This window comes from Streptomyces sp. GSL17-111, from assembly GCF_037911585.1.
Lineage (GTDB): Bacteria > Actinomycetota > Actinomycetes > Streptomycetales > Streptomycetaceae > Streptomyces.
Window position 1 is genome coordinate 1 of sequence record NZ_JBAJNS010000001.1, and the last position, 18814, is coordinate 18814.

18 protein-coding genes are annotated in these 18814 nt (G+C 68.8%); 4 read left to right on the forward strand and 14 right to left on the reverse strand.

The window, feature by feature from the left end:
• Positions 1-561 precede the first annotated feature (561 nt).
• Both V6D49_RS00005 and V6D49_RS00010 read left to right on the forward strand, forming a co-directional pair.
• On the forward strand, positions 562-1773 hold the full coding sequence (locus tag V6D49_RS00005; protein WP_340555917.1) for a DEAD/DEAH box helicase family protein: 1212 nt from the start codon (positions 562-564) through the stop codon (positions 1771-1773).
• 387 nt (positions 1774-2160) lie between these two features.
• A complete protein-coding gene (locus V6D49_RS00010; protein ID WP_340555919.1) occupies positions 2161-2466 on the forward strand; it encodes a helicase associated domain-containing protein in 306 nt (101 codons plus the stop codon).
• A 217-nt stretch (positions 2467-2683) separates the two neighbouring features.
• Here the strand turns inward: V6D49_RS00010 and V6D49_RS00015 are convergent, their stop codons facing one another.
• Entirely contained in the window at positions 2684-3031 is a 348-nt protein-coding gene (locus V6D49_RS00015; protein ID WP_340564346.1) for a hypothetical protein, read from the reverse strand.
• On the opposite strand from V6D49_RS00015, the gene V6D49_RS00020 reads away from it, so the two are divergent.
• Positions 2918-3184 (forward strand): helicase associated domain-containing protein, encoded by a 267-nt coding sequence (locus V6D49_RS00020; RefSeq protein WP_340563569.1) that lies wholly within the window; start codon positions 2918-2920, stop codon positions 3182-3184. The two genes, V6D49_RS00015 and V6D49_RS00020, sit on opposite strands and share 114 nt — an antisense overlap.
• Before the next feature lie 289 nt (positions 3185-3473).
• On the opposite strand, the gene V6D49_RS00025 is transcribed toward V6D49_RS00020, so the two are convergent.
• The 7 genes from V6D49_RS00025 to V6D49_RS00055 all read right to left on the reverse strand — a co-directional run bounded on the left by V6D49_RS00025 (position 3474) and on the right by V6D49_RS00055 (position 13238).
• A complete protein-coding gene (locus tag V6D49_RS00025) occupies positions 3474-4718 on the reverse strand; it encodes an AbiJ-related protein (protein WP_340555921.1) in 1245 nt (414 codons plus the stop codon).
• 341 nt (positions 4719-5059) lie between these two features.
• On the reverse strand, positions 5060-5764 hold the full coding sequence (locus V6D49_RS00030; RefSeq protein WP_340555923.1) for a DUF6308 family protein: 705 nt from the start codon (positions 5762-5764) through the stop codon (positions 5060-5062).
• Complete coding sequence (locus V6D49_RS00035) at positions 5757-8066, reverse strand: DUF7380 domain-containing protein (protein ID WP_340555924.1); 2310 nt, start codon at positions 8064-8066, stop codon at positions 5757-5759. Before V6D49_RS00035 ends, V6D49_RS00030 begins: the two co-directional genes overlap by 8 nt.
• Before the next feature lie 879 nt (positions 8067-8945).
• Complete coding sequence (locus V6D49_RS00040; RefSeq protein ID WP_340555927.1) at positions 8946-9509, reverse strand: ComF family protein; 564 nt, start codon at positions 9507-9509, stop codon at positions 8946-8948.
• 176 nt (positions 9510-9685) lie between these two features.
• Positions 9686-10651 carry a DNA-processing protein DprA gene (locus V6D49_RS00045; protein ID WP_340555928.1) on the reverse strand — a complete coding sequence of 322 codons (966 nt, stop codon included), beginning with the start codon at positions 10649-10651 and terminating at the stop codon, positions 9686-9688.
• 173 nt (positions 10652-10824) lie between these two features.
• Positions 10825-12075 carry an HAD family hydrolase gene (locus V6D49_RS00050; RefSeq protein WP_340555930.1) on the reverse strand — a complete coding sequence of 417 codons (1251 nt, stop codon included), beginning with the start codon at positions 12073-12075 and terminating at the stop codon, positions 10825-10827.
• Between the two features lie 614 nt (positions 12076-12689).
• Positions 12690-13238 (reverse strand): DUF4262 domain-containing protein, encoded by a 549-nt coding sequence (locus V6D49_RS00055; RefSeq protein WP_340555932.1) that lies wholly within the window; start codon positions 13236-13238, stop codon positions 12690-12692.
• 364 nt (positions 13239-13602) lie between these two features.
• On the opposite strand from V6D49_RS00055, the gene V6D49_RS00060 reads away from it, so the two are divergent.
• Complete coding sequence (locus V6D49_RS00060) at positions 13603-14493, forward strand: GNAT family N-acetyltransferase (protein ID WP_340555934.1); 891 nt, start codon at positions 13603-13605, stop codon at positions 14491-14493.
• Between the two features lie 30 nt (positions 14494-14523).
• Here the strand turns inward: V6D49_RS00060 and V6D49_RS00065 are convergent, their stop codons facing one another.
• The 6 genes from V6D49_RS00065 to V6D49_RS00090 form a co-directional block, all read right to left on the reverse strand.
• Positions 14524-15777: an asparagine synthase-related protein gene (locus V6D49_RS00065; RefSeq protein ID WP_340555935.1), complete on the reverse strand. Its 1254-nt coding sequence runs from the start codon at positions 15775-15777 to the stop codon at positions 14524-14526.
• 50 nt (positions 15778-15827) lie between these two features.
• Positions 15828-15995 (reverse strand): hypothetical protein, encoded by a 168-nt coding sequence (locus tag V6D49_RS00070; protein WP_340555936.1) that lies wholly within the window; start codon positions 15993-15995, stop codon positions 15828-15830.
• A 173-nt stretch (positions 15996-16168) separates the two neighbouring features.
• Positions 16169-16645, reverse strand: a complete 477-nt coding sequence (locus V6D49_RS00075; protein WP_340555937.1) for a DUF4265 domain-containing protein — start codon at positions 16643-16645, stop codon at positions 16169-16171.
• A 186-nt stretch (positions 16646-16831) separates the two neighbouring features.
• Positions 16832-17557: a class I SAM-dependent methyltransferase gene (locus tag V6D49_RS00080; protein WP_340555940.1), complete on the reverse strand. Its 726-nt coding sequence runs from the start codon at positions 17555-17557 to the stop codon at positions 16832-16834.
• Between the two features lie 135 nt (positions 17558-17692).
• On the reverse strand, positions 17693-18133 hold the full coding sequence (locus V6D49_RS00085) for a VOC family protein (RefSeq protein WP_340555941.1): 441 nt from the start codon (positions 18131-18133) through the stop codon (positions 17693-17695).
• 238 nt (positions 18134-18371) lie between these two features.
• A complete protein-coding gene (locus V6D49_RS00090; RefSeq protein WP_340555942.1) occupies positions 18372-18812 on the reverse strand; it encodes a hypothetical protein in 441 nt (146 codons plus the stop codon).
• Positions 18813-18814 lie beyond the last annotated feature (2 nt).

Here is an 18814-nt window from a genome sequence, read left to right on the forward strand (position 1 = left end):
CCTCCCCGCAGGAACGACTGTACGTCGCTACGCGACGTCTCCAATTGCTCCGCAATTCGGGGAATGGATTCCTTCGGAATCCCTCAGAAATTCGCTCCGCGAATTGCATGTGAATTGCTCCGCAATTCACCGCCTAAGCGTTCGGGGGGCGAGGCTGCGTCAGCGTGTTCCCGCTGCTACTGGAGTGAGGTACAGACAGGCTAGCTACGTGGGGAGGGGGCGGGGTGAGTTGCATCCGGCGTGCCGGAATGGTGGGCGGGATGGACTCGGAGGAGCACGCGCGCGCCCCCTCCTGACGGCTTGACAGGTGGGGGCGAGCGAGGGATTCTGGGCTGTGGTCGTGTCGCTCTGTGGGGTGATGCATCACGGGTAGAGCTTGGGAAAACCTGGGAGCACCCTTCAGAGTAAGAGTGGCCGCATCCGGGGTGGCGTAATTCCGTCATCAGACCGACTCGCAGAGGAGATCAGCCGGTGAACACACACACTGATGCGGTGGGGTCTTTTATCCTGAGGCCGCATCAGAAAGAGGCCGTAGAGGCGATCTTGCGCGGCCTTTCCACCGTGGGTGCGGGAGATGTGCGGGGGACGGTGGTGATGGCGACCGGAACCGGGAAGACCATCACGGCCGCTGCTGCCGCGCACCGTCTCGTGCCGCACGGCCGGTGCGGGGTGCTCGTGCCGACGCTGGACCTGCTGGCGCAGATGGCTGAGGCGTGGCGGCGTGCCGGGCACCGGGGCCGCATGGTTGCCGTGTGCTCGCTGGAGGACGATCCGCTGCTGGAGGCGCTCGGGGTGCGCTGCACCACCGACGCGGCGGAGCTGGCTCGCTGGGCATGTGAGGCGGGGTCGGTGGTGGTGCTGGCGACGTACGCCTCCCTGGTGCCGCAGAGCGCCCGCCAGGACGACGCCGAGGAAGACGTGGACGGGCCGCAGGACGCCGCGCGGGCCCGGCGTGGGGTGCTGGAGCGGGCGGTGCGCGGTGAGGGCTTCACCGGGCCTTCTCTGCCGGTCTTCGACCTCCTGGTGGCGGATGAGGCGCACCGCACGTCGGGGGATCTGGGGAAGGCGTGGGCGGCGGCGCTGGATGGCGCACGGGTGCCGGCGGTGCGGCGGTTGTTCATGACGGCGACGCCGCGGTTGTGGGAGGCCCCGCCCGCGTCCGGTGGTGAGGGCCGGTTGGTGGCCTCGATGGACGACGAACGCCTCTACGGGCCGGTGCTGTTCGAGCTGGAGCTGTTGGAAAGTGTGGAGCGGGGTTTGCTGGCGCGGTGGGAGGTCGACGTGCTGGAGATCACCGACCCCCAGGCGCCAGGCCCAGAGGCGGGCGCTGAGGAGGTGCAGGGGCGGCGTCTGGCCGCGTTGCAGGCCGCGCTGCTCACGCATCTGGACGACGTCGGCGGGCGGTCGCTGCTCACCTTCCACTCCACGACGCTGGCCGCGATGGCGATGGCCCGCTCCCTGCCCGGCACGGCCGGCGAGCTGTATGCCGGTGATCCGGCGCGGTACCCGGCCCGGGTCGGGTCGGAGTGGCTGTCCGGGAACACCCCGCCACGTACCGGCGGGAGGTCCTGGCCCGGTTCGCGGACGGCATCACCGACGACGGATGGATCGCCGACGTACAGATCCTGGCCTCCTGCCAGGTCCTCGCCGAAGGCGTCGACATCCGCGGCCGCGCCGGCGTCGACGGCGTCGTCCTCGCCGACGCACGCTCCTCCCCGTCCAGATCGTCCAGATCCTCGGCCGCGCCCTACGCCAGGAACCCGGCGAGGGTAAGGTCGCACGCATCATCGTGCCCGTCTTCCTCGCGCCCGGTGAGAAGCCCGACGCGATGATGACCTCCGGGGCGTACCGCCCCTTGATTCAAGTGCTTCAGGGCCTCCAAAGCCACGATGCTCGCATCCCCCAGCGGCTCATGCTGGCCACCCGCACCGCCTCCGGCAGTCCCACAGCGGCGGCGGTAGCTCGACCCCGGACACCCGAGCCCACCAAGGCCGGCCACACGGCAGGCGGCCGGGCTGACAAGCACGACCAGGAGCAGCAGGAGGGCCAGGCGCAGCGGGGCGAGTACGGCCAGGACGAAGACGACCCGGAGCAGCAGGTTGGGCACGACGACGAGGACCACGGCCAGGAGCAGGGTGGGACGGCTGGGAGGGGGTGGGGGTGCCGTTGCTGCGGTTCACCCAGCCCCGTGACCCGGCCGTCATCGCACGGTGGCTACGCACCCGCGTCCTCCAACCCGACAGCGAGGTCTGGCTCACCGGCTACGAAGCCCTCCGGGAATGGGTCGCCTGGCACGGCAACGCACACGTACCCACCGACGCCACAATCGCCACCGACACCCACGAGCAGGGCTATCCGGTTGGGAGGTGGGTCAGCGAGCAGCGGCGGGCCTTCAGCGACGGGAGGCTGCGCCCCCACCGGTGGGAAGCTGCTGGACGAGTTGGGCATGGTCTGGGACGTCGCTGACGCCCGTTTCCAGACGGGCTGATCGTGGCTCGTGCCTATTACGCGGAATTCGCACGTTGGCCGCGCCGCGTGATGCGGTGATCGATGGTTTCGCGGTCTGGCAACTGCTGGAGAATTTGAGGAAAGGTGCCATGGTGGTGACGGAATCGAGGGATTCCGCGCTACGGGAAATTGATGAGCACTGGAATCCGGCATGGCCGGTCTCCTGGCAACGCCGCTACGCCGCTCTGGCTCGCCTCCTGGACGGCGAGGACGGCGTGGGCCGCGCGTCCGAGGTACGCCCGGGGACGCGGTTCAGCGGATCGACGTCGGCACCTGGTTGCAGCGGCAGACGTCCTCGGCAGGGTGGGCGCAGCTCGGTGAGGGGCAGAAGGAACTGCTGGAGAAGCTGGGTGTCCAGGCCCCCGCAACGGCTGGAGGTGGTGTGCAGGGCAGGGAGAGGCCGGCGGTGGTGCCCGGCCTGGAAGGGCTGGACGCCTTCGAACGCGGCCTCACCGCCGCCCGGCAGTACCTCGCCCGCGAAGGCCACCTGAAGGTCCCACGGCAGCACGAAGAGCTTCTTCATTCAGCCACGCACGACGGCGCGGAGCCGGGAAGCCAGGCCCCCGTGGCTGTTCGATTGGGGGTATGGACGAGTAACCAGAAGACCAGACGGGCCCGGCTGACCGCCGCCCGACGCCAAGCCCTCGCCGAACTCGGATTCGAATGGGCGCGATAGATCCCCTCCCCGCCCAAACCGTGTCCACCAGTCACGTTGGAGCCTTCGTCATCCACGGGCGGGTGGCATCGGGGCGCGCTCAGCCAACCTCTCCCTCAGTGATGCCCGGCGGCGCCTTGACCGGAGCAGTGGAGCGCTGGTCAGCCTTGGGCTGGCTGCGGCACGTGAGGTGGACCGGCGGGGGTCCGGTCAAGGAGCGTGGCGAAGAAGCTGGCGAGCAGGGGATGGGCGCGGTCGCGGTCGCGGAGTTCGTCGTGGCCGAATCGGAACACCTCGTAGCCGCGGAGCTTCAGGTCGCGGCGTCGCTGGCCTGGTGGCGACGTGTCGGGCTGTCGGGCTCGGTCCCTTCGTTGGGGGTGTAGTGCTGTATGCCGTCGACTTCCAGCACCACGCGCCGGGTGCCGGGGAGCAGCATGAGGAAGTCCATGCGCAGGTTCTGCATGGCATGCATGCCGCGTTCGCGGAGGGTCTTGGGATCCCAGTGCAGCCATATTTCCGGCAGCAGGGCGGGAACGTCGTTCAAATGGTGCCGGTTGGCGTGGTGGTAGTGCCAGAACAGGTTCTTCTGTCCTGGGGACTTTGGTGGCAGTGAAGCCTCCATGCGGCGGTAGAGGGCTCGCGCCGCCTGCTCGTGATCAGTGATATTCCGGGATTCCTGCCACCAGGACAGGAGGTGTCGCCACAGCAGTCCCTCTTTGCCGATGGGGCGGTCGTAGACCAGCACCTCGTCGGCGCGTTCGGCTACCTCGATGTCGTTGTCGAGGGCACTGGTGAAGCGGATGTCGGGCTTGCCCAGGGTGGCGAAGATGAGGTTGCGGGGTCGGCGTGCGGTTCCGCGGCCGTGCTCGACGAGCTGGAACTGGGGGTAGCCGTCCGCCTCTGCGTGCTGGATCAGCTGGGCGCCCACGGGGCTCAGGTGCCGGTTAGCCAGCTCGACGAAGCGGCGCTGGGCGGGCTCATGGGGCAGGACTGCGGGGGATGCCAGGCCCTCGAGGAAGTGTCCGAAACGGGGGTGCGGGGCTTCGAAGGCACCGAGCCGCTCGAAAAGGTGCTCGGTTGTCCAGTCGTCCGGGAACCGGATCACGTGGCGTTCGATCTGGCTGCGCAGGCTGTTGGTCGTGGTGGTCCATCCGCCAAGTGGATCGTTGTCCAGGTGCCATAGCCGGCTCAGCAGAGCCATGAAGCGGTCCGGGTAGCGGAGGTGGTCGGCTAGATCGAAGTCTCTGCTCAGCTCGCGTCTGGTCCGGCTCGGGACCTGCACGTGGGGGCGGCCGAGCCACAGAGCATCCTGCAGCGCCATTCGTTCGGGCTGGTCCAGGTTCTCCTGAGCAAGAACCGCGTCGGCGACCTCTGGCAGACGGTCGTCGGGGCAGGCGTTGAGGCTGGCCGCCAGGCGCTCGTGCTTGGTGTTGCCCTCGCTGGGCACGGGGAGGCCGAGGCGCTTGCACAGCGCTGGCAGTTCCTTCGCGGTGTAGCGCGTGTACAGCGTGAGGAGCACGCCGTCGATCAGCCTCCGCGGCAGCGCCATGTCCATCTGTACCCCCATCCCCTGATGATGAGCGGCCCCCGGACACGAAACCACCCTGCCCGTTCACCCTGCACCGGCAGTCACGTTCGGTGCACTCACACACCGCGCCTCTACCGTGATGCGCATGTCGCACGAATCGATCCACGAGCACCTGCTGCGCGAGGGGCGTCGCGGTCGAGGGCTGCGAGGCCCAGGAGCACAGGGTCGCGGGGGTCGGCGGTGACTCGGGCGCGGACGACGTCCGCGTAAGGCTGGGAGCCGAGACCCACAACACACCAGGCCAGCTGGCACCCCAAGGACCAACAAGCCCTGTCGCGTCAGTATTTGACCGCCCCTGCGGCGGGTCCTCATGGGCAGCGGTGGCCCGGGGCCGGGTGGGCCATCCATACCGCGACATCGGCGACCCGTAGCGCGCTGACCGTCTCGGGCAGGCCCGCAATCTGCCGCATGCCAAGGAGTCGGTGGTGCAACGCCGCTTCGTCCTCGCGCAGGGCGGTGCGCAGCTCGGTCCAGAACGACGGCGGGTGGCCGAGCGCGCAGCGCACGACTCGATCGTAGACAGGCAGCAGCCGCGGCCGCTTACGGGCTAAGAGCTTCCCGGCGGTCACCCACCCCATCTTGCGCTGGCCCTCCAACAAACACCAGGCCCGGTAGGCTGGCGAGCCGTCCGCGACGACTGCGGCATCGGCATCGGACATATCAATGTTTGATGGGATTTCTCGCAGCAGTTTGGACAGCTGGGTGCCCAGCGGGCCTTCCAGCAGGTCGAGGGCGACGGGCGCGGGGACGGTCACCGAGAGGGTTTGCACCGCCACCAGGTCCTCTGCGGTGAACCGGTCCGCGACCTGCCGACGGTCACCCCCGCCCGCCAGGTGCTCGAACCGGCCCCCCGTGAACGCGCCAGAACCCGGGGGCAGACCGATCCCGAAGTAGCGGCGCAGGTCGTCCACCACCCGCTCCGCGTCCAGAACCGCGTGCAGGCGCTGCCCCACCACGGACAGCTCCCCGCCGGAGGAACCAGGCCCCGCGAGGGACTCCTTCATCTCAGACATCTGTGCCTTCATCTGTGTCGGTTGTGACCGGTGCCGTCGGCTGGGCCGCCCAGACCTCGCTGATCAAGGTGAAGGACGTAGTGAGCATTCTGGCGCCCCAGCGTGGAGGCATGACGGAATGAGCCGTCTGGCCGTGGGCGATGCGGTTGCGTATCTTGCGCCCGTCGTGGAGGAACTCTGCCTGCCGCTCGGTCAGGAGGTCACTCTCCTTGCCTTGCTTGATGAGGGCATGGAGCGGCTTCGTGCCGGAGTCAGGGATCTTGGCCCGGAGGACGATCTCCACCGCGATCAGGGCGTGCAGAAGGGCCACGGTGGAGAACTCGTAGCAGAAGTATGAGTGGCGCAGGAGCTCGCGGGAGGTGTGCAGCACTGTTGCCGCGGGTTGCGGGATACCGGGGGGCAGCGTCAGGCGGGCGACGATGTCGTGCATGTCGGCGTACTGGGTGACGAAGTGATGGGCCCGGGGGTCGGGCACGGGGAACGGCAGGTGCTCGTCGGCGGCGGCGTTCCACGGCAACGGCGTCGGCGTGCCGCTGTCGGTGGCTCCCGTCCGGGTAGGTGGCTCCTCCCCGAGGAAGAGCACAGCCAGGGCGATCTGGAGCACGAGCGCCGCCTTGTGCCGGGAAGGCGTGTCGAGCAGGTCGTGCAGGACGTTGTTGCGGAGGTTCATCTGCCCCTCAGCGTTGCCCAGCACCGTCCGGAGGACGAGGGGCCACGGCTCGGGAAAGCCGAGCTCATCCAGCTTGTCCAGGAGAGAGCCAAGTTGCTGGACCTGTCCGATGGTCTCCCCTTTTGCAGGCGTGATCACCGCGACGTCGACTGCCTGAAGTCGCCGACGCAGCATGCCTTCGAGGCGCGGCAGCGCCAGGGCCAGTGCCGTGTCAACATCGCCCTCCCAGAACGCCTCGAAGGCGCGGGCGAGACCGCGCATCCGAGTCTCCGGAGCATGCTCCGGGCCAGCGAAGAACGGCACGAGGTCCTCCGCCGTCGGGCGGAACCGGTCGCGGACTCGGTCTAGCTGGGCTTCGACGACCAGGCCGTGCACCTCAAGGGCGAAGACGTGCTGCCGAAAGAAGAAGCCCTCTCCTCCAGTTCTGTCGCTGCCGACAGTGCGCGTCACAACGGGGCCGTTGGCGTTGATGTACACCGTAGGCAGGGACAGCAGCCCGGACGGCACGGCCGCGGAATCACTCATCGTGGGAGGAGTGGTGGCGATGAAGTGGAGTGCGTACTCCATGCTGTCAGCGGTGTCGATGGCCGCGCTCGCGGCCTCCAGGTAGCCCGGCGGCAGGGGGACCGGAGTGCGGATGGTGTCCATGGATATTTCGTCCGGACCGATCTTCTGCTGCGTTCGGAGCACCTCGTCAAGGGCGTCGGTCAGCCCTCTGTCGCGAGCATGGCGAGCAGCATGTTCCAGGGCGAGGAGCTTCCGGAGTCCCGTACTGCCGTCGGCCAGTTCCATTCGGGTGCGGTGAATCCGTTCGTCCACGTTGCGGTGCTCTTCGGGGCCCACCACGCAGCGGAGTTCTTCGAGAAACTCCACCCGGTAGTGGAACTGGCCCTCTCCGCAGTACTCGTCGACAGCGCGTTCGAGCAGGGGACGCACGGCTGACTTGCCGTGCGTGCTCACTATGAGCGGGGCGGTCATGAGACCGAGCACGCCCGGCGACGGAGGAGTCCAGGTGAGCGCCGCATGGCCGAGGGCGATCATCTCGCCAACGATGTCGATACGCTCCGGCTGCCGCGTAGCGGCCGCCAAGTCGTAAGCGAGCACCAGGACGTCCGCTGCACGAAGCCGGGCCAGCCCACCTTCGAAGGATGCCGTCCCGCCCGGCTCAGGCGAGTCGGCGGGTGCCTCCTGGTGGTCCTCCGCCTTCGTCAGCAGCCTACGGACACCAGTCCGGTAGCTGTGCACCGCGGAGCGGAGGTGCTCGATGGGCCGTGACCCATGCCGGGCCGCCCAGAGCAGGTGGTGAAGCCGGGCCCGGACCAGGGGGTTGGTCGTCTCGGGGGCGTAGGCGGCCCAGACCTCGAAGACCGCGGGCGCCATCTCTTTCACGGTCCTCGGCACCAGGTCACCGTTGTCGTCGGTGCTGCGGAACGGTCCCAGGACGATTTCCCAGGTGCCGTCCTGCAGCCGGAACTCCATGGCCGCCCACAGGGCCGCGAAGTGCTCGTGCTCCTCCTCGCCCGGGTTCGTGTTCAAGTAGCCAGCGCGCAGGGCCCGCCCGACCTTGCGCAGAGGTTTCCAGGAGTCGACTGCGCTGTTCACCGCGCTGAGAACGGCTGGCTGAGCATCCATCTCGACTCCTGACTCCAGGTGCAGCGGTCGAACTCTAGGCGACCGTCCTGGCCAGGAACGAGTGGATTGCGAAGCTGGGGGACCTCTTCTGGACCGACAGCATGGCTCACCCGATACGGAGGTGAGCCGGCCCGCCTCTGCCGCAGGCTTACCCGCGTCAGCCACGTAGCAGGAGTACCAGCTGGTGCCCTTCTGCTCGGGCATGGCCTGTCCTGCGGACTTGTCCGCGGCCCGGGAAGCTGTTGCAGCGTCTGGGAGGCACATCTGTCGCCGATCACCGTGGGCAGCCTCGCCGCAGCACCGATCGGAACGCCGAGAAGGCAGTCTGGGTGTGCCGAGGGCGCCCGGGGGCGCGGCCACCGCAGTGTCGGCGGTCCGAGCAGGGCTCCGCAGGAGCGGGACCAATCGTGGGTGGTGGACGACGCACTCGCCGGGGACTCAAGGGGCGGTGGCAGTCTCAGGAGACGTTGCATCAGTTTGTACGGTGGCGCCGGAGAGGTATCTCAAGAGGTGCTGCTTCGGTGCCCGGGCGGGTGCACCGGATGGTCAGCGGGGGTTCTGGGGGATCGGTGGTGGGACCCCGTGGAGGTCGAGCAGCGACCAGGGCACGCAGAAGGCGAGCTTGGGTGCCTTGAGGCGAAGCGGCGCGGCCTCGGCCCGGTAGACGGTCCATATCGCTGCGGCGAGCCATCAGCCGACTACGCAACGGGGGCGTCGCCACGTCGAGCAGCTCACCCGCTGGCGGCTCTCACCACCGGCACCGAGGGCCGACGCCTCGACCCTTCCGCTTAGGGTCGACCGCCCCGGCAGACCTCGCCGCCCCGCTCCCTTTCACCGCAACAGCGCGCCGAACCGACAGGCCCGCTCTCGACGGTGAGGTCATCCGCTCCAGGGGGCTCTGGCGAGAACGAGTCCCCGAACGTCGGCAGCACCCGTCGCCCGGAGACGCCGCGCAACGTGCTGGAGCTGCGAGCCGCTGGTGAATACGTCGTCGACGAGGAGGACGGTTGCCCCCTTGATATCGCCGGTGGCTCCAGTCCAGGTCAGCGCGGCGGCATGCGCCGCCGCGACCGCGCGTTTCTCGTCCAGGGTGCGGTTCGCGGACCGTGCCGTCTCGACATGCTTCACCAGCCGGTGGCCGCCTGGCGGGCTGAGAGGGAAGGCTCGTCTTACGTCCTCCGTGTAGGCGGCGTCCATGATCGCTTCGATGTGTCGGATCGGCTGTCGGCCGGTGTGGGTGGGGTTGCCGACGATGTGGTCGATGCCCCGCATCGCCTCGGGGTGGCTTTCCATCCAGCCGACAAGGAGCCGGCCGAAGATCATCGCCCACCCGGCTCTCCCCTCGTACTTCAGCTCGTGGATCTTGTCGCGTAGGGCTCCGGAGTGCATGGCCACTGCGTCGACGCGGGAGAACCCCCGCTCGGCTTCCGGCAGCGCGCACACCCGGTTGCCGCACTGCCTGCTGGGCGCGAGGGCCTGGGAGCAGACTCGGCAGTGGGGCTCGGCGACGGGCTGGAAGGTGCGGCCAGCGCAGTCGGAGCACAGCCGGGCGGTGCCGGTGATGCGGTAGGCGCATACCGGGCAGTCGGGGAAGCCTGCGGGATCCGGGAGACCTGCCGTCACAGGCCGGCCAGGGCGAGCTGCTGGCGCTGCTGGCTGGCTGCCTGGATGTCCCCGGCCTGGCCGAGGCGGTCGGTGATGTCGCTGGAGGCGGTGACGAGGATCGCCTTGTTCTCGGCCAGCATCTTCTGGGCCCAGGGTTGGGTATCGGCGAGTGAGCGGATCAGGAAGACGAACTTGCCGTGCTCGGCGGCCAGGCGGGCCTGCATCTTGGCGCCTGAGGTGCTGGAGGCCTCGATGACGACGCTGCCCAGGGTGGTGCCGGAGGTGACGACGTTGCGGCGGGGGAAGGTGTACTTCGCCGGGGGGCTGGTGGGCCAGAACTGGCTCAGCAGCGCTCCCCCAGCACTGAGGATCGCCTTCGCGAGGGGGTGGTTCTCAGCCGGGTAGATCGGAGCGGCGATGCCAGTGCCCATGACGGCGAAGGTCCGGCCGCCCGCAGTGAGTGTGGCCTGGTGGGCGGCGGCGTCGATGCCCTTGGCCAGTCCGCTGACGATCACGACGTCATGCTCGACGAGCTCACGAGCCATCCGGGCCGCCCTGCGCCGCCCGTCCTCGGATGCCTGGCGGGTGCCGACGACGGCGATGGAGCGGGCGTCGCGCTGGTCGAGTTCGCCGCGGTAGAAGAGGAACGGTGGCAGGTTGCCGATCACGCGCAGGTTCGCCGGGTAGTCCTTGTCCAGGACGGTGACCAGGCGCGCACCAGTCTTGCTGGCGGCGGTGAGCTCGTCGTCGACGCGGGCACGCGCATCGTCGAGTCCGGCGGTCAGGGCCTGCTGCAGCAGGGGGCGGTTCTTGGTTGCGGCACGCGAGTCCTCGCGTACCTGTCCGTCCATGAGCGCGGCCAGACCCTCAGGGCTCTGGGCACCGCGCGCGATCAGGTTCCAGTCCAAGGTGGTGCCGCCGGTGCGCAGCGCGCACAGGGTCAGCAGGTCGTGCTGGTCAGCGGTGATACTGAGGTCCATCGGGTGTCCTTCTACTCGTGGCCCCGGGATGTTCGAAGGATGAATCGGTGTCTCGGGCCACTTCCCATCATGGCGTACGCGGTCCGCGTACGGGAGGGAAGGGCACGGCTAGATCGATCGCCGCTTCAGCTTGCCTGGGCGAAGAACTGCTCGGTACGCCGGAGGGCGCGCAGTCAGTCGGCGCTCTGCCGAGCGGCGATGTAGTGGGACATCGTGGCCTTAAGGGCGTCGTCGGGGCCCGGGCCTGCGGCTCCGGTGACGGGCGTCGTTACAAAGTTCGTGGCTGCCAGGTGGTAGCTGACCTGGTAGGGGTCGATGGTCGTGCCGGGGCGCAGGTGGTAGGCAGTGTGGCGGGAGGCGCCGTACTTGCCGATGGTCAGTGCGATGACCTGTGCCACGTTGGCGCTGGTCAGGAGGGTGCGGGCCCACTCGATGGACTTGCCCTCGGTGGTGAAGTCGTCGAAGACGATCACCGTCTTGCCCTTGAGCTTGCCCCGGTACTTGGGGTTGATGCGGACGGTGCGGGCCTGGGCTCCGATCGAGATGTCCGCCGGGCTCGCCTCACCGCGGCTCCTCCTCCACCGCTCCAGGCTGGTGTCCGGGGCCTGGCCGGTGCGCTCGAGGAGGTCCTCGCGGTAGTAGGAGCCGACCATCGCCTTCGCCTTGGTGAGGAAGCCGGCGAGCTGTTGGCTCACCTGGCCCGGGGAGCTGCTGGGGTAGACGCAGAAGAGGCTGCGGTGGGGCAGGGTGCCGTCGAGGTAGGCGGAGGAGAGCAGGCGCAGCATCAGGATGTCGCGGGCGTCCTGGGTGCCGACGGTGATCGTGCGGCCGCGGGTGAAGACGTCCTGTAGCTCGAAAGTCCGGCCGGGGGCATGGGGGAAGCGCACGCTGGGAGGCAGGAGCGAGCGGATCTTCAAGGAGCGGGCGGGGTCGTCGTGACTGAAGGCCCAGCGGGGCTCGCCCAGGAGAAAGTGCTCCAGGAGCTCACCGACGTCGGACGGCTCGTCGGCGGACAGGGTGATCATGCCCTTCGCAATCCGCACGTGGTTGGCCCAGCGGGCGAAGATGTGGACGACGCCGGCGTTGATGCCGGTACGCCAGTCCAGCTCGGAGGTCCCCACGATGACGAGCTGATTTGCGCGCAGCTTGAGGCGGTAGGCGACCGTCAGCAGCCAGGCTGCGCCGCCGCGGGCCGGCTGGCCGGGGATGTCGTCACGGCAGAGGTGGAGGGCGGGCGCGGGCAGGCCAGCGGCCCTCATGGCGGCTTCGGCGTCGAGGGAGTCGGTCGTGAGCAGCACGAAGGAGATGTCGCATTCGTCGAGCCACTGCAGGAAGTCGACGATCCCGTCGTGGGCGCGCCCGGGCGAGCGCAGGACCGCCTTGTAATCGATCGCGACCGCGCGCACCGTGCTCGTCTCGTCCATCGCCGCCCCCACTGCTCTGCCGTGATCACGAACTGACCTTCTTGCCATGATCTCAGCGGCTCTGGCCACGCACCTGCGGTTCCCGGATTTCCCCGGCTCCGGGGTCGGGGTCGGGGTGAACACCGGGACCGGTGAGCTGGTCCAGGGGCCTCATCGACGGCTCCCGCAGGTCAGTCCAGGTGAGCTGGAAGTACGCGATCTCGCAGAGCGAGGCAGTCGGCGGGGCCGTCTACCAGGGCCATGGTCCCCTCGCCGTTCGGCTTGATGCAACTGGGATGGCCTGAGAAGCCAGAGACGAGGTGCGTGGATTCGAGGCGGGGTGGGCGGGCGCGGGGATGGCTACATTGCGCCCACCGCCTGAGCGGACGCCGGATTGCACCGGGCGACATCCGCATGCGGGAGCTCGTCGACTGGGCCCACCACGGAGCGACTATTCGAATTGGTCCATGGATTATCGAACGATTTGGAAACCGTAGTTTCCAAGAGCTGGGCACCGCTCAGGCTCGGGAGCTGGCCTCGCCGAACGCACAGCGGTCGGTCGGGGCGGCGCCGCCGCACTGCTGGCTGGCTTGCCTCAGTAGCGCATTGTCCGGGTGCCGGCTCGCCCCTTGAGATCAGAGATCGGCCGTCCAGATCCCGACAGGATGGTCACGCGAAGGGAACCACAACTGAGGCTGTGAGTCGCGATGCCTCTCGCCAGCCTGCTCATCCCAGTGGAAACGGCCCTCGGCATCAGGCCACGCGACTTGCAGCACAGGGAGGGGAGGCCGTCGGTAGAAGGCAATGGCCTGTCCGAAGAAGGTCCTGTACCAGCTGCGATCGACCTGCCTGAAGGCGACTCGATACCCGTGGACAACATCAGGATGGCTCTGGCCGTCCGCCACCACTTCGCCCGCTGCGGTCTTCTCTCCGAGCGTGTTGAGCATGCGGTGCATGGCGTGGACATCGGTCCCGAACATGGCGAGTTCAGGTCCGCCGTAGGTGTGCGCGAGGCCGACCGTGTAGGCGAATCCAGGACCGATCTCGTCTTCGGGAACCATCACGACGTGCCATCCGTGCCGCTGCGTGTGCTCGATGACCGTCAGATCCATGCTGTCCGCTTCGTCCCGGTCGCCGTAGTCATGGCAGAGGACACACCGGCACTGGAACGGATCATCAGTCATGAGCGGAGGGTATGAGGTGAGCCTTCAGGCCGAGCAACCGGGATCTGGGCTCTCTCAATCAATAGCGCGATCACCCTCCGCGACGGCTCCCCAAGATCTGTGCCAGAACCCAAACTCATCGACATCACCCATCCGGGGAACAGGACGCCTCCCAAATCCATCGACAAGCGACGTCGCTACTACTCGAGAAAGCCAGCTGACCATCGCCGGGGCCCCGACATGGTGGTCGCTCAGCTGCCGGTAAACGGTGGCGGTCGGCAAGGACACCTTCGGCAGGCCTCGGAGGGGGTTGGCCTGGAGGTGCTGGCATCTTCAGCTGGCCGAGGGCAGGCTGGGCGGTATGGGACGTGAAGGAGGCGCTGGCGTGGGGATCGCGGCGGCCGCGAGGCGGGTGTCGGTGCGGCCGTATGACGATGCGGCGGACCGGGAGGCGGTGCTCAGCTTGATCGCCGCTGATCGGTTGGTCGGTCAGCCTGTCGGCACGTCTGGCATGCTGACCGAGGCGCTGGCGGGCAGGTCTGCGGTGGATGCCGGCTGGTGGGCGGAGCTGGATCCGCCGGTCACGGACCTGGCGCAGGACGCGGCCGGGCAGGTGCTGGGTGTCGTCTCCTACGCCACGAGGGCATCGGACGGGGCGGGGCTGATCCTGTGGCTGCACTGCTGTGAGGACCACGGCGTCGCGCAAGCCCTCGTGGCCCATGTGCTGGGCCGGTTGGGGTCGCGGACGGTGTTCGCCTTCGAGTTCGCCTCCGCTTTGACCGCGGGCTTGGAGGGTCTGCCGGTGCGTCACCGTGCGGCGACCCAGGCGGCGCTGGAGGAGGCGGGGTTCGCCGGTCGGGATCTGTGGCGCTACATGCACCGACCGTTGCCAGCCGCCGATCTGCCGCGCGCCGCGCAGGTGCACGTGAGGGACTGCGAGGAACTGCCCGGCAAGCAGGTGGAGATTCGCGAAGGAGGCGAGGTGCTGGCGCAGGCCACCATCGGCCGGCCCGAGGCGGGGATCGGGGTGCTGTGGTGGATCAGCGTCACCCCCACCGCGCGCGGGCGCGGGCTCGGAATGGGCCTGCTGGGTACCTCGCTGGATCTGCTGACCGGGCTGGGGGCCGATGAGGTGATCCTCTACGTCGACGACAACGCTCCCGGCGATCCGGAGCGGGACCGCACCGCGGCCAACGCCCTCTACGACCGGGCCGGCTTCCGTGAGGTGGACCGGCTGTTCTCCTTCACCCGCCAGCCCTGCCCCCCAGTGGAGTAGTGCTGCTCGGACGCGCGGTCCGGTCACGGGTCAGGGGCGCGTCGCCAGGGCGTGTTCGGCGCCGGTCAGCCACCGCTCGAGCGCGGCGACGACCAGCAGCACCGCCGGATCGGTCTCCACGGCCAGCGCCGCGGGATCGAGCAGCCCGGCCGCGACGCAACGGGGCGCATTTCGGCCGGTGACGGACGCGTGGGCGAGCGCGGCCTTGAAGTACTGCTTGCGGCGGGGCAGCACCGGCAGCGCGGACCGTGGCAGCAGCCGCACCACCTGGGCCTTGCAGCGCAGGTAGGGCGTGGGCAGGGCTGGGTGGTAGCGCTGGCCCAGCGGGAGGGCGAGGGCGGCGACCAGGAGGGTGGGGCGCAGGAACGGGGATGCCTCGGGCACGGTGTCGGCGGGCGGGATCGCCTCGCGGGGGAAGAGCGCGTCCATGGCGTCGGCCTGCGCCCACGACCGGCGGAGCGCGGCGTGCTGGGCGATCTGCTCCTCCACCCACGTCCGGGCCCAGGCGGTGGCCGCCGACCGGTAGGGCTCCGCGAGCACGGCTGGTGCGGCGGGGTCACACCAGGCGGGCCAGTTCGCCGCCCAATACGTGCGCGCCCGCGCCCCGGCAGGCAGCACGGCCGAGGCAGCGGCGGCCACCTCCCCAGGCAGGCCAGGTCCGGAGGAGGCGATGTCGGCCGCGTAGCGGACGGCTGCCCGCCAGCCTCGCTGGGCGGCGACCGCCCCGGTGGCGTAGCGCGGAACGCCCAGCAACTCGTCCGCGCCGTCGCCGGACAACAGGACGTGGCATCCGGCTTCGGCGGCACGCGCGGCGGCGGCAGCGTTGATCCGGGGCAGGGCGTCCAGGCGGGGCCCGGCTGGCGTCCACACCGGCTCACAGCCGTCCCGGGCCGGATCGAGGACGTGCAGCTCCGCGTCCAAGTTCATCGCGGCGAGCAGTCGGCGTACCACCGCCGCGGCGCTCGTGCCGGTGTCATCGGTGAGGTCGGTGGTGAGCGCCACCACCCGCCGCCCACGGGCGGCGCGCAGCGTGTGTACGAGGACGGCCAGGGAGTCCAGGCCGCCGGAGACCAGCACACCCAGCACGTCGGCGCCTGCCGTCAGCTCTTCGACGCTGCGGGCGAAGGCCTGCGGCAGCGGGCCGGTCCGGGGCTCGGGCACCTGCGCGGGGAGGCGGCGCAGGCCCTTCCACGGAGAGCGGGGCACGAACTCCCCCAGCATCGCCGGCGGTGCCAGCAACAGCGCCAGCGCCTCCACATCCACCACCGGCGCGGGGCCGGCCACGGCCAGCGGGTCCGCTGACCGCAGACCGGCCCCGTTCTCGAACTGGGGAATCACCGGCGCCGCAACGCCCGCACACCCCGCACCACATCCCGCGCGAGCTCCACTGCGCCGCGCTGCGGCTCCCCGCCCACGACGCCCTTGCTGCCCTTGCCGTGCTGCCCGTCCCCGGGCACCGACTTCGTCGACACGAACACCCACCCCCAGCTACTCGTGATCAAAGCCGCCAGTCTCACCGCACGGCACAGGACGCACCAGGAGGGTTTCGGGCGACCACCGCAGCAAACCAGCCGCCCACCCCGCACCACACAACGCGCACCGGCTGTCCCGTGTCATCGAACCTGAAGCGTGTGTCACCGAAGACCGGTCGCATGAGCTCCAGCGCCTGGCTGCGTCAGGCGTGCCACCACTGGTCGGTGCCGGAACCGACTTCGTAGTGCCACCAGCCCTCTTCTTGTCCCCGGTTCAGGAGTGCCTTGATCCCTGTGAAGTCCGCGCCCGCGGGTGCGGTGAAGGCCACCATGGGGAAGTCGTCACTGAAGACTTCCCCGCCGAGGCGGAACGTTGCAAGGCGCTGGTGCACTGCCTGAGCGCTGCGCCCCAGGGGGCCTGAAGGGATGGGCACCACGCGGATCGTGCAGTTGCCGGAGGCGCTGACCCGCCCGACGGCCCAGTGCGACCCGTCCGCTCTACTCTCGAATCGCACCACGTCGCCCTCGGCCACGCCGTCCTGAAGGAACGGGACATTTTGCACTCGGGCAGTGGCGGGGCTGAGTCTCGTCGCCCACAGACCCTCCGTGTCCTGCGGGAACCAGCCCTCGCGGGGGACGAAGCGGAACCACACCTTGATCTTCTCGACCTCGTTCACCATGGCGGCCATCATGCGCAGACCGCCCCGCCGGCCTCTCGCACCGGGTGAAGCCGAGCGATCAGCCTTCACCGTCGAAGCGGCCGGTGAACGATCTCCCGTGGCAATGGCCAACGTGCGATGAACATGTCCTGTGCCATCGCACTTTGCGCGTGTGCCATCGAAGCATGAGTGGCGTGGATCGCTGGGTCAGGAGCGTCGTGCGAGGAAGACGAACTCTTTGCCTGGCCGGTCAGGGGCACCGCGCACGTCTTCCACCTCGTAGCCGTGGGCGGCGAGGTCCCTCTCAATCTCTGCTCGGTCTCGAAAACGCAGTGTGGAGTTTGAGGTCATGACCTGTCCGTCCGCCGCGAAGACGTAGGTCCAGCGGAAGGTCACCAGGGGAAGGCTCACCTGGATCAGGTCGACCCAGCTCTCGACGGAGCCGACGCCCGGGATCTCCGCCACGTGGTAGGAGTGCTCGCGGGTCCACTCTTGCCAGGCGCGCCTGGCCGGATCACGGGTCTCGAAAGCCAGATGGCCTCCGGGCCTGAGCGCTTCGTAGGCTCCTCGCAGTGTCCTGTGCCAGGTGTCCGGGTCAACGATTTCCTGGGCGACGTTCGCCGTCATCGTCGCGAGGTCGACCTGCAGTGGCGGGAGGGCTGTCGCGTCACCGCAGATCCAGCGCACGCGTTCGCTGCCCGGTTTGGCACGAGCGACGTCGATGGAGGCTTGGGCGGGGTCGATGCCGGTGACCTGGATCCCGCGGGCGGCCAGGAGGAGGGGGAATACGCCGGTCCCGCAACCGATGTCCAGCACTCGGCGTGCCCGGAGCTCTTCCGCCATCTGGAGGTAGGCGTCGAGGTCGCTGCGGTCGGGGTCGAGCCGGTCATGGATCGCGGCAAGCCGTGGATGCCGGAAGCACTCGTCAGCCATGCGGCCGAACCTATGCGGGCCCGAGAACGAGAGCTACCGGGTTACACCGGCGAGTGACGCGCGACCCTCCCCCTTGCTGTAGCCGCCGTCTGCTACTCCAGGCCATTCGTCCGGTTCACCGCTGGGGACGCGGTCTCAGCTGAGTTGCTCGGCCAGTCCGACGATGATGCCCTCGGGGCCACGGACGTAGCAGAGCCGGTAGCTGTCCTCGTACCGCGCCAGCTCGCCGACAAGTTCGGCGCCGTGAGTTCCCAGGCGGGCGACAGTGTCCTCGATGTCGTCCACGGCGAACATGACGCGGTGCGTGCCCACGACGTTGTGCGGCTGGTTGCGTGGCCCAGCGCTGATCGCTGCGGGGCTGCGGTACTTCGCCAGCTCGAGCCTGCTGTGACCGTCCGGGGTGTGGAGCATCGCGATGTCGCAGCGAACACCGTCGAGCCCGGTGCACTGGTCGGCGAAACGGCCCTCGACCTCAGCCCGGCCCTCCAGCTCCATACCGAGTTCCACGAAGAACGCGATGGCGGCGTCCATGTCTTCGACCACGATGCCGACGCTGTCCATCCGCTGGATCGCCATGCTGGCTTCCCTTCTTCCACTGCCACCGGGGGCGGTGACCGCTGGTGTCTGCTTGGGACGTAGCCGGCGGCACGTTCTCGACATCCTCCGTCACCAATCCGAGGTATCGGCACCTCGAACGTTTCGTCGGCGCACGCTCACCGTTCGGCGGCTGTCTCCTGTGCGACTGGTCTTTGACCGATGCCCACTGAAGTTTGACCACTGCTCGGTTCGTGCCGTTGAACCTCGACCGCCTTGCTCAGCCCGATTCCGTACCCGTCAGCGACTTTGGACCGTCACGGTCGCCACGCCCGAACTCCTCAGCGAGGTTGTTCCACATGAAGCCGTCCCCCCAGCCGAGCTTCGCGCCGGCCCAGCCGAGCAGCGCCCCAAGGACCTTCTCCTGGGACATCGTCTGCGTCTGGTAATGGAACTCGGCCACACCGTCCCGGTACTCAAGCTGGTAGGTGTTGTTCTCGCACAGCAGGACCTGGATGTACCAACTGCCGGGCCGCTCCTCATCCACACGCTCCAGGATCATGTAAGCGTTCCCCCGCTGCAGGTTGGCCAGCATCGCCCCCGTAGCGGGCGTGGACGGGCGTTTCAGCACATGGCCGCGTTCGTTGGTCGCAATCAGCATGGCCAGATCATCCAGCAAGGGTCTGACACCGCTCGATGAAGCGCTGACGAGCGCGGTCAAGG

What these genes read in the sequence shown, in the direction of transcription:
- V6D49_RS00055 (WP_340555932.1), bottom strand. Translation starts at nt 13,238, where the DNA reads ATGACTGATGATCCGTTCCAGTGCCGGTGTGTCCTCTGCCATGACTAC.
- V6D49_RS00045 (WP_340555928.1), bottom strand. Translation starts at nt 10,651, where the DNA reads ATGGACCTCAGTATCACCGCTGACCAGCACGACCTGCTGACCCTGTGC.
- V6D49_RS00030 (WP_340555923.1), bottom strand. Translation starts at nt 5,764, where the DNA reads ATGTCTGAGATGAAGGAGTCCCTCGCGGGGCCTGGTTCCTCCGGCGGG.
- V6D49_RS00075 (WP_340555937.1), bottom strand. Translation starts at nt 16,645, where the DNA reads ATGGTGAACGAGGTCGAGAAGATCAAGGTGTGGTTCCGCTTCGTCCCC.
- V6D49_RS00035 (WP_340555924.1), bottom strand. Translation starts at nt 8,066, where the DNA reads ATGGATGCTCAGCCAGCCGTTCTCAGCGCGGTGAACAGCGCAGTCGAC.
- V6D49_RS00015 (WP_340564346.1), bottom strand. Translation starts at nt 3,031, where the DNA reads ATGAAGAAGCTCTTCGTGCTGCCGTGGGACCTTCAGGTGGCCTTCGCG.
- V6D49_RS00025 (WP_340555921.1), bottom strand. Translation starts at nt 4,718, where the DNA reads ATGGACATGGCGCTGCCGCGGAGGCTGATCGACGGCGTGCTCCTCACG.
- V6D49_RS00080 (WP_340555940.1), bottom strand. Translation starts at nt 17,557, where the DNA reads ATGGCTGACGAGTGCTTCCGGCATCCACGGCTTGCCGCGATCCATGAC.
- V6D49_RS00050 (WP_340555930.1), bottom strand. Translation starts at nt 12,075, where the DNA reads ATGGACGAGACGAGCACGGTGCGCGCGGTCGCGATCGATTACAAGGCG.
- V6D49_RS00085 (WP_340555941.1), bottom strand. Translation starts at nt 18,133, where the DNA reads ATGGCGATCCAGCGGATGGACAGCGTCGGCATCGTGGTCGAAGACATG.